This window comes from Niabella yanshanensis, from assembly GCF_034424215.1.
In the GTDB taxonomy this organism is placed as follows: Bacteria; Bacteroidota; Bacteroidia; order Chitinophagales; family Chitinophagaceae; genus Niabella; species Niabella yanshanensis.
In genome coordinates, this window is sequence record NZ_CP139960.1 from 66,179 (window position 1) to 80,987 (window position 14,809).

The 14,809-nt window shown below is 44.9% G+C and carries 10 protein-coding genes; all 10 read left to right on the top strand.

Annotation, left to right across the window (positions count from 1 at the left end):
- Positions 1-132: 132 nt before the first annotated feature.
- The 10 genes from U0035_RS00175 to U0035_RS00220 all read left to right on the top strand — a co-directional run bounded on the left by U0035_RS00175 (position 133) and on the right by U0035_RS00220 (position 14,780).
- Positions 133-1,698, top strand: a complete 1,566-nt coding sequence (locus tag U0035_RS00175) for a sodium:solute symporter family protein (RefSeq protein WP_114791305.1) — start codon at positions 133-135, stop codon at positions 1,696-1,698.
- 40 nt (positions 1,699-1,738) lie between these two features.
- On the top strand, positions 1,739-2,665 hold the full coding sequence (locus U0035_RS00180; protein ID WP_114791306.1) for a dihydrodipicolinate synthase family protein: 927 nt from the start codon (positions 1,739-1,741) through the stop codon (positions 2,663-2,665).
- Between the two features lie 133 nt (positions 2,666-2,798).
- The gene (locus U0035_RS00185) at positions 2,799-3,845 is read left to right on the top strand and encodes a LacI family DNA-binding transcriptional regulator (protein ID WP_162817893.1); all 1,047 of its coding nucleotides are present in this window, start codon (positions 2,799-2,801) and stop codon (positions 3,843-3,845) included.
- 176 nt (positions 3,846-4,021) lie between these two features.
- Positions 4,022-4,924 (top strand): ribokinase, encoded by a 903-nt coding sequence (gene rbsK / locus U0035_RS00190; protein WP_114791308.1) that lies wholly within the window; start codon positions 4,022-4,024, stop codon positions 4,922-4,924.
- A 42-nt stretch (positions 4,925-4,966) separates the two neighbouring features.
- Positions 4,967-5,965, top strand: coding sequence for a GRP family sugar transporter (locus tag U0035_RS00195; protein WP_114791309.1), 999 nt, complete (start codon positions 4,967-4,969; stop codon positions 5,963-5,965).
- 43 nt (positions 5,966-6,008) lie between these two features.
- A complete protein-coding gene (locus tag U0035_RS00200) occupies positions 6,009-8,123 on the top strand; it encodes an exo-alpha-sialidase (RefSeq protein ID WP_114791310.1) in 2,115 nt (704 codons plus the stop codon).
- Between the two features lie 14 nt (positions 8,124-8,137).
- Entirely contained in the window at positions 8,138-11,104 is a 2,967-nt protein-coding gene (locus U0035_RS00205; protein ID WP_114791311.1) for a SusC/RagA family TonB-linked outer membrane protein, read from the top strand.
- Positions 11,105-11,115: 11 nt separating this feature from the next.
- Complete coding sequence (locus tag U0035_RS00210) at positions 11,116-12,738, top strand: RagB/SusD family nutrient uptake outer membrane protein (RefSeq protein WP_114791312.1); 1,623 nt, start codon at positions 11,116-11,118, stop codon at positions 12,736-12,738.
- Between the two features lie 12 nt (positions 12,739-12,750).
- Positions 12,751-13,800: a sialidase family protein gene (locus U0035_RS00215; protein ID WP_170138308.1), complete on the top strand. Its 1,050-nt coding sequence runs from the start codon at positions 12,751-12,753 to the stop codon at positions 13,798-13,800.
- The gene (locus U0035_RS00220; RefSeq protein WP_114791313.1) at positions 13,797-14,780 is read left to right on the top strand and encodes a nucleoside hydrolase; all 984 of its coding nucleotides are present in this window, start codon (positions 13,797-13,799) and stop codon (positions 14,778-14,780) included. The genes U0035_RS00215 and U0035_RS00220 overlap by 4 nt, the downstream gene beginning before the upstream one ends.
- Positions 14,781-14,809 lie beyond the last annotated feature (29 nt).

Sequence of the window (14,809 nt, forward strand, 5' to 3'; positions counted from 1 at the left end):
GACGGTCATTTTTTATTAACGCCTGTGACCAACCAGGACAATATTCTACACCAATGTGAAAATATACTATAACGAATGCGACGGTTGTATAAGTAGGTTTGCTTTGTTCGATTGCTGATTTAAATGACCGATATGCAAACCTTGCCTGTTATAGATATAGTTGTAATCCTTATATACCTGGCGGCCATGGTATATGTAGGATATTTTTTTTCAAGAAAGAATAAAAGCCAGGACCAGTTTACCAAGGCATCCGGCCATATTCCCGGGTGGGCCATCGGTCTGTCCATCTATGCCACTTTCCTCAGTAGTAATACCTTCCTTGGTGTGCCCGGTAAAGCTTTTGGCGCTAACTGGAATGCCTTTGCGTTTAGTCTTTCCATGCCATTGGCAGCCTGGGTTGCCGTAAAATATTTTATACCATTTTACCGCAGGACGGGCGAAATATCTGCTTATACGAATCTCGAAAAGCGGTTCGGTCCCTGGGCAAGAACTTATGCCGTGGTGTGTTTTATATTTACGCAGATCGCGCGCATGGGATCTATTTTCTTTGGCCTTTCCCTGACTTTGCAGGCCCTGACCGGCTATGATATGAAAATGATCATGCTGATTGTTGGGATATGTATCATTCTTTACACAGTAATGGGCGGTATCGAAGCCGTAATATGGACAGAAGTGGTACAGGGTATTCTAAAAACGATAGGGGCCATACTCATTGTTTATCTCGTCGTGTCCCATGTAGATGGTGGCTTTGGAAAGATATGGGATCTGGGTAAGGCTGATGAAAAGTTTAGCCTGGGTAATTTATCTCCGGACTTTACTTCGTCTTCCTTTTGGGTAGTTCTGCTTTATGGCTTTTTTATGAACCTGAACAATTTTGGTATGGATCAGAACTATGTGCAGCGCTATCATACAGCTACCTCTCAGAAAGAAGCCGCTAAGTCAATATGGCTCTGTGTATGGATCTATATACCAGCCTCTCTTTTATTCTTTGTTATTGGCTCCTGCCTGTATGCTTACTACCAGCTTAACCCCGACTTGTTAGAACCTATACGTATGCAAACTGCTATAGAGCGGCTGGGAGCGGACGCTGGAGAGCACCAGGTAAGGGCACTTGCCGCAACACTGCAACCAGCGGACTTCGGCGATAAGGTGATGCCGAATTTTATGGTAACGATGATCCCTGCCGGTTTATTAGGACTGATCATTTCTGCGATACTTTCTGCCGGTATGAGTACCATCAGTTCAGGTATGAACGCCTCTGCTACCGTATTTGCTGAAGATGTTTACAAAAGATATATCAACAGGAATGTTACCGAAAAACAGGGACTTCGTTTGCTGCATACCGGTACGGTTGTTTTTGGTTTATTAGGAATGATTGCCGGCGTGCTGATGATTGGAGTAAAAAGTGTTCTGGATATCTGGTGGCAACTGTCAGGAATATTTGCAGGGGGCATGCTGGGACTTTTTTTACTGGGTATTGTCTCCAAACGTACTGGTAATCATGCAGCGCTGATTGCTACCATTACAGGTATACTGGTGATTCTCTGGATGACTTTTTCTTACCTGCTTCCCGATAGCTACGCTTCGCTACGTAACCCGCTTCATGCCAATATGATCATGGTGGTAGGTACGCTGGTGATTTTCCTGGTTGGCCTCCTGTTTACGCGGAAGAAGAAAGCCCCGGTTAAGGTTAGTTAAATCCCTGGCTATTTGTAATTATTTACTTTAATCTATTAAAATGATAACAGAAAAAAAATTTGTTCCTGTAATGCTCACGCCGTTCGATGAAAGCGGGGCTATCGATTATGACGCGTTGACATCAATTACTCTTTATTATCTGGATGCGGGTGCGAAAGGACTATTTGCCAACTGCCAGTCAAGTGAGATGTTTGACCTCAGCCCGAAGGAACGACTTCAGGTGATTGCTCATGTGGTTCGCATTACAGAGGGCAGGCTGCCGGTGGTAGCAGCCGGTAATTTTGGAGCAACTCTTAGCGAGCAGGCAGAATTTATAAAGCAGGTTTATAGCTTGGGCGTACAGGCCGTGATATTGCTGACCAACCAATTGGTAAAGGCAAATGAGCCGGAAGAAGTACTGGAAGCGAATATTATGGAGTTATTTTCCCTTACAGGGGCGATCCCTGTTGGCTTTTATGAATGCCCCGTACCGTATAAGATAATATTGTCCCCCGCATTACTGGCCCGGTTGGCCGGTACAGGCAGGGTGACCTATCATAAAGATACCTGTCTGGATTTAGCTGAAGTGGAAAAGAAAAATGAGTTGACCCAAACCCAGCCAGATTTTGGATTGTATGATGCTTATATGGCACATGCAGTGGATTCTTTAAAAGCAGGCTCAGCAGGGCTTTCCTGTATACAGGGAAATTATTTCCCCGAACTGGTTGTATGGTTATGTAACAATTACAACAACCGGGAGCTAACCGGCGATGTAAAGAGGGTACAGCAGTTTTTTATCGATGAAATGCAGGTCATGCATGAAGATTATCCCATAGCGGCGAAATATTTTCTGCAAAAACGAGGGCTGCCTATGAGCACTTACGTACGGAAGAAAGGGAATACGGCGGTGTCAGAAACTACCGTAGAACGTATGGATCAATTGTATAACAGGTATCATGCACTCGCCCGGAACCTCTCTATCCTTTAACCCCGCCTCTTATTTTTGAATATAGCACAGTCCACGCAGGGGCTGTGCTTTTTTGTTAAAAATAAGCGGACGGGGGATGCTTTTAGCGCAATATTTACTTTACCCGTATTTTTGCACAAACGATATCGCAATTTTGAAAAATACAACCATTAAAACGATTGCCCAAGTAACCAGTTTGTCGCTTACCACGGTATCGAGGGTATTAAATGGCTCAGCAAAAAAATACAGGATCAGCGAGGAAACGCAAAAGCTGGTGCTGAAGGCGGCAGCGAAACTCAACTACGCACCTAACCGGGCAGCAGTAAGCCTTCGGCTGAAGCGAAGCTTTTCGGTAGGGTTGGTCATACCCACGCTCTCCAATCCCTATTTTGCAGATGTTGCCAGCATGGTTAGTCATGCCTTAAGAGCTAAAGGCTATTCAGTGGTATTGATGGACTGTGATGAAGATGAAAACTCAGAGGTAGAAGCGGTAAGGCTATTGGTTGCGCAAAATATAGAAGGCGTTATCATTATCCCATCGGGGGCAGCAAGTGCCCATATAGATACGCTGCTTCAGAGAAAGATACCCGTAATAAGTATTGACCGTTATCATGAAGATATACCGGTATCATATGTGGCAACTCATCATTATGAGGGGGCTTATGATATAACGAAGTACCTGTTACAGGCAGGCCATAAAAGAATTGCATGCCTGCAGGGAAGCAATTCGGTGGTGTCGAATAATTTAAGGGTGAAAGGATACACAGATGCCATGAAAGCTGCGGGCTGTTCTGTTTTCAGCGTTGCGGGTAACAGTTTTACCAGCGAAAGCGGATATATTGAAACCAAGTTGCTACTGCAAAAAAAAGACCGGCCCACTGCAATTTTCGCGTTAAGCGATACCATCCTGCTGGGGGCATTAAAAGCATTGGAAGAGGATGATGTCCGTGTACCGGAAGATATGTCTGTGGTGACATTTGATAATTCCTCCTATCTTGATTTCCTGGCCTGCCCTATTACCAGTGTTGCGCAACCGGTAAATGATATTGCCAACATTTCCATCAAGATTTTATTGGAGCAGATTGAAGCCCATTTAAAAGGCACAGAAGTGCAACAGATGAAGCTGTTGATCAATCCCTCGGTGGTCTACCGGAAATCAGTAAAAAAAATAGGCAAAGGGCGCCCGGGCAGGCTTGTATAAAATTTTCATTTCTGTATACTATTTTATCATGTTTATTTTTAAATACACTGATATTCAATTGTTTGAAAGTTACTTGTTTCTTTCAGTCCGACGCTGGCGCCTGCCAATGGAAAAATTTTCATAATTTGCGCTAACGTTATCGCAAAAAGCCCGAACGATTTCTAAATGCTTAAAATATGAATAAGACGATTGTAATTATTGGTAGCTCCAACACAGATATGGTGATCAGGACGCCTTATTTCCCAACCAGGGGTGAAACCATTATCGGAGCCGATTTTTTAATGAATGCAGGTGGCAAAGGAGCGAACCAGGCGGTTACAGTGGCTCGGCTTGCAGGCAACGCCAGTTTTATATGCCGCGTTGGTAATGACCTTTTTGGTAATAACGCCCTCGCGCTTTTTCAAAAGGAAGGCATTGACACAACTTATATTTCCCGCGATGCAAGCGCGCCTTCGGGCATTGCGATCATCACTGTAAATGACGCGGCTGAAAATACAATAGTAGTAGCGCCCGGAGCCAATGCGCTTCTGGACACCGCCCAGGTAGATGAAGCATCAGAAAAGATACAATCGGCAGCTTATCTGCTGATGCAACTGGAGATACCCCTGGAGACCGTGATGCATGCAGCCCGGATGGGTTTTGATCATAAAGTACCCATTATATTGAATCCGGCCCCGGCGCGGACGCTTCCGGATGAACTGTACCAGTGGATATCTATTATAACGCCCAACGAAAAGGAAGCTTCATTGCTTACCGGGGTGGAAGTAGAAGATGAAGTGAGTGCGAGAAGGGCTGCGAAAATTCTGGCTGATAAAGGCGTGGCTATCATCATCATTACAATGGGTAGCCATGGTGCGCTATTGTATGATGGTTCCATATTCACGCATATTGCTACGCCGGTGGTTGACGCCATAGATACCACCGCTGCGGGAGATGTATTCAATGGGGCCCTGGTAGTGGCATTGAGCGAGGGCAAAGACCTTGCTGATGCCGTTTCGTTTGCCTGCGATGTATCAGCTATCTCAGTCACCAGGCGAGGTGCACAAAGCTCGGTTCCTTACCGAAGCGAAGTCTCTTAGCCCGTATTGCTTTTTTTTTCGCCATATAAAAATTGTGCTGCTATGTTTATTGTAGATAGTTATCCGCTTGCCGTGCTGCTATGTTTTGTTACGATGCTCTGCTGGGGGTCCTGGGGAAATACCCAAAAGCTGGCGGGCCGCTCATGGAGATATGAGCTATTTTATTGGGACTATGTAATCGGGGTACTCCTCTTTTCTGTTTTATCTGCCTTTACATTAGGAAGTATCGGAACCGGTGGCCGTAGTTTTGTAGCCGACCTGCTGCAGGCCGATACCAGGAACATCATGAGCGCCTTTATCGGCGGTGTGGTTTTTAATGCATCCAATATTTTGCTTTCTGCTGCTATTGCCATTGCTGGTATGTCGGTGGCTTTTCCACTTGGTGTCGGTATCGCTTTAGTGTTGGGTGTCATAGTTAATTATGCAGCTTCGCAAAAAGGAAATTCAACATTGTTATTCCTGGGTGTAGTGCTGGTGGTGATCGCTATTATATTAAATGCCGTGGCCTATAAGACCAAAGATAGCAATCAGAAAAGTTCGGCCAGGGGCATTCTTATATCGTTGATAGCGGGGATATTGATGGCTTTCTTTTACAGGTTTATTGCCGCCTCAATGGATCTCGATAATTTTTATGCGCCGCAGGCCGGTAAAATGACGCCGTATACGGCAGTGTTTATTTTCTCAACCGGTATTTTCATCAGTAATTTTCTGTTCAATACCCTGCTTATGCGGAAACCTTTTACAGGAGCTCCCTTAAGTTACCGGGATTATTTCAAGGGCGGCCTGGCTACCCATTTCACAGGTGTGTTGGGAGGGCTGATCTGGGGGTTGGGTAATTCTTTAAACCTTATAGCTGCGGGAAAGGCAGGCGCTGCCGTTTCTTATGGCCTGGGGCAGGGCGCTACCATGGTGGCTGCATTCTGGGGCGTGTTCATCTGGAAGGAGTTCAAAAACAGTCCCCCAACTGTAAGTATCAAACTGAGATGGATGTTCCTGTTATTCATCGTCGGCCTGGCATGTATTGTTATGTCCGGTCGCTGATTCCGGTATCAGTCTATATAATCACTAATAAATCATTTCACGTATGAAAGTAATAACGATTGCCTTGTTTATTGTCATACACCTTCAGGTGAATGCTCAACTGTTTTCCAATAACTATATGGCGCAACCATTTAATGCACCTAAAATTAATACTCAAAAAGCAACTGTTTATACGCCTGGCTCTGGCGACTACCAATATTCACATCATCCGTCAATAGCATTTTTTAAAGGAAAATTCTTTTGCATATTCAGTAATGGCCTGGTAGGAGAAGATGAGCCTGGGCAAAGGGTTGCTATAGCTACTTCAACTGATTTCTTTAACTGGAGCACAGTAACTGCATTAAGAGACCTCGGCATTGCTTATGAGCTTACACCCGGCGGACTACTGGTGGCCAATAATAATTTACTGGTAGCTTACTATACGCAACACGATTCTACAGCCGATTTCTCTCATCCTAATTCAAGGTTGTATGCGGTGAGTACCACAGACGGGGTGAACTGGTCGGCACCGGTTAATTTAGGCGTATCCATATTCCCCTGTCATCGACCCAGTATACTGGCTTCAGGCCGCTTGCTGTTAACCGGTAACCGTAATTTTTATTATAGTGACGATCCGACAGGATTATCCGGCTGGACACTGGCTTCGAATGCAGCTTTTTTACCGGGCCAGACAGCCAGGCTGGTAGAAGGTGCCATCCTTGAACATACTGATAGTATTTACACCTTATTCAGAGATGCCGGCAAAAGATGGATGTGGCAGGAGTCCAGCAAGAATGGATCCTCCTGGTCTACGCCTGTGAGGTCGGCCTTTACTAACGACGACACCAAAGCTCATTTTGGCAAACTACCCAATGGAAAATCTTACTATGTCGGCACGCCGGATACCCTGGCTTTTGGCAACCGCACCCCACTGGTATTATCCATATCGGATGATGGGTTTAATTTCAATGAGAATTATATCATTGCAGACGATTTTTACCAGATACAGTATAGTGCCGGCCGCGCCAAAGGAGGCCAGTTTGGTTATCCCTATTCTTTTATAAAGGATGATACCATGTATGTTATTGCCTCCCGGCGCAAAGAAAAGGTCGAGATCATACGGTTTGCACTTTCAGAGCTGGATAGCGCTGTTTCCATGCTCTCCAAAGATCTGTCTTTAAATCCGCAGCTGGATGGTACCCAATTGCCACTTGATGCCGGTTGGCTGGCTGGCACTATTACAAGCCCTGCTTCGGGAAGCCTTACGCCGAATGGTGAAATATTGATTAACTGCACTTCAGGTCAGTCTTATTCTTTCCAGGCGACACCATCAAGTGGAGCTGTTTTTAACCCCACGGGTGATTACACTATTGAGTTTCGATTGCGGGTAACACAGAATAATGGCCGTGGAATAGATATCTACACAAGGGATGGTCTGTCTACTCACACACTATTGTGCATTGATACCAACAGGGTATTTTTAAATGGCAGTGCCGCTTTTCATTACCTGGATGCTACGCAGTATCACACATATAGGTTAGTGGTAAAGCGCGATCAGAAGCAGATGTACTTTTTTATAGATGGTGAATTTATCCGAACCGTCAGCCGAAGTAACAATACCGGTACTCCACAGCTCTTGTTCGGAAAAACCAATGCGATAGCCATCACACAGGCTTATATCGATTATTTGTCCTATGATCTTACAGGCGCTTATCAGCCGCCCGCTCCGCCTGCTCTTGAATTAACCCTGGCCCAGGCTTATCTTCAAAACAAGCATTTACGCGTTAACTGGGGAACAAGCTTCGAACAAAATTGTGCTTATTATGAAATAGCGTTGTCTGCTGATGGCAAGAACTTTAAAAAAGTGGGGAAAGTAGATAGCAAGGCTGTTAATGGCTTCTCCAACAATCAGCTTGATTATGAGTTTGTACTTCCCCTCCATAACATGCCCGTCCTCGGGGCTTCCTTCCTGATGTTTTTAATGGCTGTTGCCCGCATCGGCAAGAGGCGAATGATTATGGGGTTGGCATTGCTGCTGCTAACAGGCTTCATGATGGTATCCTGCAAAAAGAATAAGGACCGTTTTGATGATCCGGCAGGTAACCTGTTCCTGAAAATTATACAGGTGGATAACCAGGGACGGCCATCGGCTTCAAAAGTGATTATGATAACCCAATAAACAACGAAAGCTATATGAAAAGAAATTATTGTTTGATGATATTAATGCTACTACTGTATGGGATACAGTTGTATGCACAGCAGGGTGGGCCCGCGATAAAAGGAACGGTTACGAACCAGTTGGGAGAGCCATTGCCGGGAACTACCATAGCCATTGCGGGTAAAAATAACTCAGCCATAGCCGACAATAACGGGGTTTATACCCTGAATGCGATTGCCGGGGATACATTGATCTTTTCGGCTGCCGGGTATGAGGAAAAGCGGATACAGGTTGGTTCCGGTTCCATAGTCGATATTAGCCTGGTTCCTGTGAATAATAGCCTCGATGGTGTGGTGGTGATTGGTTATGGTAAACAGTCCCGCAAATTTGTAACCGGCGCTGTTTCCAAAACAGAGATCGTAAAAGACGTACCGAATACCAGTATTACACAGTCGTTACGCGGAAGGGTGGCTGGAGTACAGTTTACTGATAACGGAAGGCCGGGTCAAAACGGAACCATTTTGATCAGGGGGCCGCGCTCCTTAAGCGCCGGTAATAACCCGCTGATCGTTGTCGATGGAATTATATACAACGGGGTGCTGTCAGATATAAATCCTAATGATATAGAATCAATGGAAGTGCTCAAAGATGCCAGCGCCTCGGCTATATATGGGTCAAGAGCCGCAAACGGTGTGATCCTTATTTCTTCGCGCCGGGGTACAACAGAAAAGCCGACGATCAACGTAAATACCTTTACAAGTATTTCATCGCCCGGGTATAAAATAAAACTACTGACACCCGAACGCTATGTTCAAAAGATACTTGATGCCCGAAAGGAGCTGGGACAGGAAGCAGACCCCGCTAAAATAGCCAGCTACCTGGCGCCTAACGAAGCCGAAAATTATTTGGCTGGCCGTACAGTTGACCCCTATGATGTTGCCACACAGGATGGAGCGGGCATTCGTTCAATAGATCTTAATATGGCGGGTAAAACACAAAGAACCAATTATTTTATCTCGGCCTCCTTTAACGATGAAAAAGGGATCATCCTGAATGATCGCCAAAAGAGAACCACGTTCAGGGTGAACCTCGAAAATAAGATTACTAACTGGTTTACGGTAGGAACCAATACTATGTATGGCCGCAGGGATTTTTCGGGTGTGCTGCCCAATATGGATGCCTTCTACCAGTTAAGCCCTTACGGCAGTATTTATAATGAAGATGGCTCAGCCAGGCAGTTTGTGGTTGATGGGGAGACCGTGGCTGGTAACCCGCTTTATGCACCTTATTTCAGAAGTAACCAGAGAATACAAAACAACCTGTTTGCTAATTTCTACGGGATCGTTCAACTGCCTTTTGTTCAGGGTTTGTCTTACCGGATTAATATAAGCCCCAATATTCGTTGGGTAAACGCCTATGATGCAGCGAGACAGGATACTTCACTAGCCAATAACACCAAGTCTGCCAGTAAATCCAATACCAATTATTACGATTGGATGATTGAGAATATATTGACTTACAATAAAAAGATCAATAAAGCCAACCATATTGATGTTACCTTGCTTTACTCAAGGAACTCCCAGTTCGTAGAGGCTACCGGTGCCAATGCGACCTTACTTTCATCTGATGTATTGGGCTGGAATAACCTGGGACTGGGTGAGACGCAAACCGTCAGCTCATCATCTTCTAAAATACAGGGTGTATCTTATATGGCGAGGATCAATTACCGGTTAATGGATAAGTACCTGGCTACTTTTACGATCAGGAGAGATGGTAGCTCTGTATTCTCCGAAAACCATAAATACGCCGTGCTTCCGTCCGGTGCCTTAAGCTGGATTGTTTCCGAAGAAGGATTTTTAAAGAATAGCCCGGTGGTGGACCTGCTAAAGCTGAGGTTGTCTTATGGTGCTGTGGGTAACCAGGCTATCAGCGCCTACCAGTCGCTTAGCAAAATCGGAACGCAGCGGTATGTATATGGAGATGGGGGCACTACCAGCCTGGCTTATTATCCCATGAATATGGCCAACAGTGATTTGAAGTGGGAAACCACTTACAGTACCAACATAGGTTTAGACTTTGAGTTATTGAAAGGAAGAATAGGAGGAACGATAGAATATTACCATATGAAGACGAAGGACCTGCTGGTAACAAGAGATCTGCCGAGGATGACGGGTTTTACCAGTGTATGGACCAATCTGGGGCAGGTAGATAACAGTGGTATAGAAATTACATTAAATACCAGCAATATCCGGACAAAAGACTTTGAATGGCGCTCATCTGTTACCTTCTCCAATAATAAAAATCGCATCGTACATCTGTATGGCTCTGATACCGATGGTGATGGTAAAGAAGACGATGATATCGGTAACCGCTGGTTTATTGGTCAGCCTATATATTCTTATTTCGATTATGTCTTTGATGGTATTTACCAGGAAGGCGATACGGATATACCATCAGGATACAAACCTGGATACGTGCGGGTGAAAGATATTAATGGCGATGGCGTAATTAATGCGGATGATCGCACTATTATCGGTCAGGGACAGCAGCCAAAGATTCGCTGGGGCTTGTTAAATGATTTTTCCTATAAGGGGCTGACGCTTTCTGTATTCCTGAATGGCATGAGTGGCTGGATTTCCGATTTTGGATTGATAGGCAGGGGACCGGTAGAACGCTCGCTGAACTTTATAGATTATGGCTGGTGGACGCCTGAAAATAAGTCCTCTACCAGGCCCTCATTGTTTCATGAAAACAAATACGGGCATAACTATTACCTGAGCCGCAATTTTGTTCGTATACAGGATGTAGCATTATCTTATAATTTTTCACGGGGCTTCCTTGATCGCGTAAAAGTTAGCAATCTCAAGGTCTTTGTAGCGGCTAAAAACCTGTACACTTTCACCAACTGGATCGGGGCTGATCCGGAAAGTGGCCAGACATCCAGGGATAACCTGTATCCTATGCCGCGTACCATTTCAGTTGGTCTTAATCTTGGATTTTAAATTTAGAAAATATGAGAACCTATATAATTATATTTTTAACATGGTGTGTGCTATCGTCCTGTAATAAAGATGCTTTTCTGAACGAGACACCGCTTTCGGACCTGAGCCCTGAAAATGTTTTGAAAGATGTGAATGGTTATGAAAATCTGATCACATCCTTACATTACTATACCCGTGAAGAGTTGACTGGCGATGATTTGTACCGTTACTTTGATATGTTTACAGGTACCGACCTTTGCACTTCCGGACAGCTGTCTGTTACGCAGTTCGTGAATTATGAAACTTATCTGACGCCCGCCACTGCTGCTGCATCAAGAACCTATAACTGGTGTTATACTTCCATTCTGCCTTATGCCAACCTGATCATTGAGGAGGCATCCAAACCGGAGAATGCCGGTGTGTTTTCTTCTGAAGCGCAGAAGAATGCGATCATTGCAGAAGCCAGGTTTTTCAGGGCTTATGGTCATAATATCCTGGCTAATTTGTATGGGGATATCTGTATCATGGACCGATTTTATAAGGAGCCTAAAACCGATTTCGTGCGTTCGTCAAGAGCAGATGCTTATAAGCTGATTGCCGAAGACCTCGAATTTGCTTCTCAATGGTTACCTGTTACAGTAGCAAAAAATAAGGAGGGCAGGATCGTTAAAGGAGCCGCTGATCATTTACTGGCAGAAGCGTATATCAGCCTGGGCCAATATGATAAAGCCATTGCAGCGGCCGATAGAGTGATTAATTCGGGAACCTACAGGCTCATGAAAGAACGCTTTGGTGTGAATAAGGACAAGCCGGGCGATGCCTTCTCCGATTTGTTTATACAGGGAAATCAAAACCGTAGTACCGGCAACATGGAATCCATCTGGGTATGGCAATTTGAAGAATTTACACCTGGAGGTGGTGGTAGCCTCGGTGGTAACCACTCGCCAAGAGGTTGGTTGCCCTTTATGGTGCAGTTTACCGATCCGGCTGGCCGTTTAGGATTCGCGCTGAACGCTGATAGCTTATTGAGAGGCGTGGCTATTATGCGGCCGAATCCCTACTTTCTTTACGATCTGTGGCTGAGCGATTGGAATAATGATATGAGAAATTCTGCTTATAATATTAAGAGAGAGTTTTGGTATAATAATCCGGCTTCTACTTATTTTGGCAAAAAGGTAGAACCTCGTAATACGCCGTTAGATACCATGCAGCGTTTATATCCTTATGTGAGAAAAGTAGAGGGCAAGTCCTGGCAGGGAGTGCTCACCAATGGCCGTAGCGGGAAAGATATGATCATTTACCGCCTGGCAGAAACTTATTTGCTTAAAGCAGAGGCTTATCTTAGAAAGGGTGATCAGGCAAATGCTGCGGCCAGCATTAATGTGGTGCGGGCAAGAGCCAACGCCAAACCGGTATCAGCATCTGACGTAACATTAGATTATATTCTTGACGAGAGGGGAAGGGAACTGATGGCTGAAGAACCCAGGAAGCGTACTTTATGCCGGATGGGCATGTTGGTGGAAAGAGTTAAAAAATACAATATGAAAGCAGAAACCAGGAACAGCATTGCAGAGAAGCATAATTTATATCCCATCCCTCAAGGTGCTATTGACGCAAACTTTTCAGTAAAACTTACACAAAATACCGGTTATTAAATTCAAACTAATATGATACGTTTACCTATTATTTTAATGCTACTACACTTTTCCGGTATAGCTGCATGGGCTCAGCAAAGCGCTGTATTACAATCAGAATTTTTATATGAGAAGGCGCCGTTTATTGAATGCCATGCCTCTACCATTGAACAAACGCCCGGAGGCTTGGTAGCTGCTTATTTTGGTGGCACCAAGGAACAAAACCCCGACGTAGAAATCTGGGTATCGCGCCGGGTAAAAGGCAAATGGGTGGCTCCTGTTTCTGTGGCTAATGGTATACAACATAGTGCCAAGCGCTATCCCTGCTGGAACCCGGTATTATACCAGGTACCTAACGGGCCACTCTTATTGTTTTACAAAGTAGGGCCCAGTCCACAAACCTGGTGGGGAGAGCTGATTACTTCAAAAGATAATGGCAAAACCTGGTCCGAACCGCGCAGACTACCGGAAGATATATTGGGACCCGTTAAGAATAAACCGGTACTGTTAAAGGATGGTGTATTGCTTTGCCCTTCCAGCACAGAAGTTACATCGGGTGGAGGATGGCGTATGCATTTTGAAATGACAAAGGATTGGGGTAAGACCTGGTCTAAAACTGCAAGTATTGATACCACATCAGCAATCAATGCCATTCAACCCAGTGTATTGTTTTATCCAGGTAACCGGCTGCAGTTGCTGGCGCGTAGCAAAGATGACGGAGTTGTAAGCAGTTGGTCAGATGATGGAGGCCGGACCTGGTCTGCGCTACAGGCCAATGTGCTACCTAATCCTAATTCAGGAACGGATGCGGTTACGCTAAAGAATGGAGTTCAATTACTCATTTATAATCATATTGGTAAAACAGGTAATCAATGGGGTGGCAAAAGATCTCCCTTAAACCTGGCAATTAGTAAAGATGGTACAAACTGGAAAAATGTGGTTACGTTAGAAAGCGAACGTGGTGAGTTTTCTTATCCGGCCATCATACAGGGTAAGGACGGGCTGGTGTATATCACGTATACCTGGAACCGCCGTAAAGTGAAATTTGCGATTGTTGATCCTCAAAAACTCGAAAATTTATGATAATAAGAAATTTGATACAAAGAGCCGCCTGCCTGGTACTGTTCGCAGGTGCTCTCTTTCATACAAATGCACAGCAACCGGCGAAGGTTATTCTGGACACAGATATCGGACCGGATTATGACGATGTAGGCGCCATGGCGGTACTGCATAGCCTGGCTGATAAAGGTGAAGCCGAGATACTCGCTACCATATCCTGCAATCATCATTATCTTACGGGGCCAACCCTCCAGTTATTCAATACTTATTTTAAAAGGCCCGGAATTCCTGTGGGAGTTCCTAAATCCATGGCCTTAAGCATGGGCGCTTCTCAAAAATGGCCACAGGAGCTGATGACAAAATATCCGCATCGGAACAAAGCCAATGATGAGTTTCCGGATGCGGTGAAAGTTTACCGGGAACTATTAGCTAAAGCAGCTGATACGAGCATCACCGTGATAGCGGTAGGTTTTCTTACTAACCTTTCCGATCTGCTGCATTCACCTGCCGATAAGATCAGTCCTCTAACAGGTAAGGAGCTGGTTGAAAAGAAAGTAAGACACCTGGTGTCTATGGCCGGGCGGTTCCCTTCGGGTAGAGAGTTTAATGTTTACAAGGATACGGTATCGGCTGCTTATGCAATTCAAAACTGGCCTACACCGGTTTATTTTAGTGGCTGGGAGATTGGAAACGAAGTTCATACCGGTTTAAAGCTGTCGCAGAACAAAAAGATATCTAAGAGCCCGGTGAAAGACGTGTATGCCAGGTGTATCCCTATGGCACCGATAGATTCATCGGGCAGAATGAGCTGGGATCAAACGGCCGTGCTGGCAGGGGTGAGGGGCGCTGCAAATTATTTTAATACAGTGCGGGGAAGGTTCGTATTGCTCGATAATGGGAAGAATGTCTGGGAAAATGACCCCGCCGGAAAGCATTATTATTATACCTTTAAAATGTCTCCTGCCGGGTTGAGCGATATTATTGAAGAATTAATGACCAGGTAATCCTCATTTTTACTAATCCATTAAATCAT

Bases quoted from the DNA above. Each gene is read 5' to 3' on its own strand.
- U0035_RS00215 (WP_170138308.1), top strand. From the start codon at position 12,751: ATGATACGTTTACCTATTATTTTAATGCTACTACACTTTTCCGGTATA.
- U0035_RS00195 (WP_114791309.1), top strand. From the start codon at position 4,967: ATGTTTATTGTAGATAGTTATCCGCTTGCCGTGCTGCTATGTTTTGTT.
- U0035_RS00210 (WP_114791312.1), top strand. From the start codon at position 11,116: ATGAGAACCTATATAATTATATTTTTAACATGGTGTGTGCTATCGTCC.
- U0035_RS00180 (WP_114791306.1), top strand. From the start codon at position 1,739: ATGATAACAGAAAAAAAATTTGTTCCTGTAATGCTCACGCCGTTCGAT.
- rbsK (WP_114791308.1), top strand. From the start codon at position 4,022: ATGAATAAGACGATTGTAATTATTGGTAGCTCCAACACAGATATGGTG.
- U0035_RS00220 (WP_114791313.1), top strand. From the start codon at position 13,797: ATGATAATAAGAAATTTGATACAAAGAGCCGCCTGCCTGGTACTGTTC.
- U0035_RS00200 (WP_114791310.1), top strand. From the start codon at position 6,009: ATGAAAGTAATAACGATTGCCTTGTTTATTGTCATACACCTTCAGGTG.
- U0035_RS00205 (WP_114791311.1), top strand. From the start codon at position 8,138: ATGAAAAGAAATTATTGTTTGATGATATTAATGCTACTACTGTATGGG.
- U0035_RS00175 (WP_114791305.1), top strand. From the start codon at position 133: ATGCAAACCTTGCCTGTTATAGATATAGTTGTAATCCTTATATACCTG.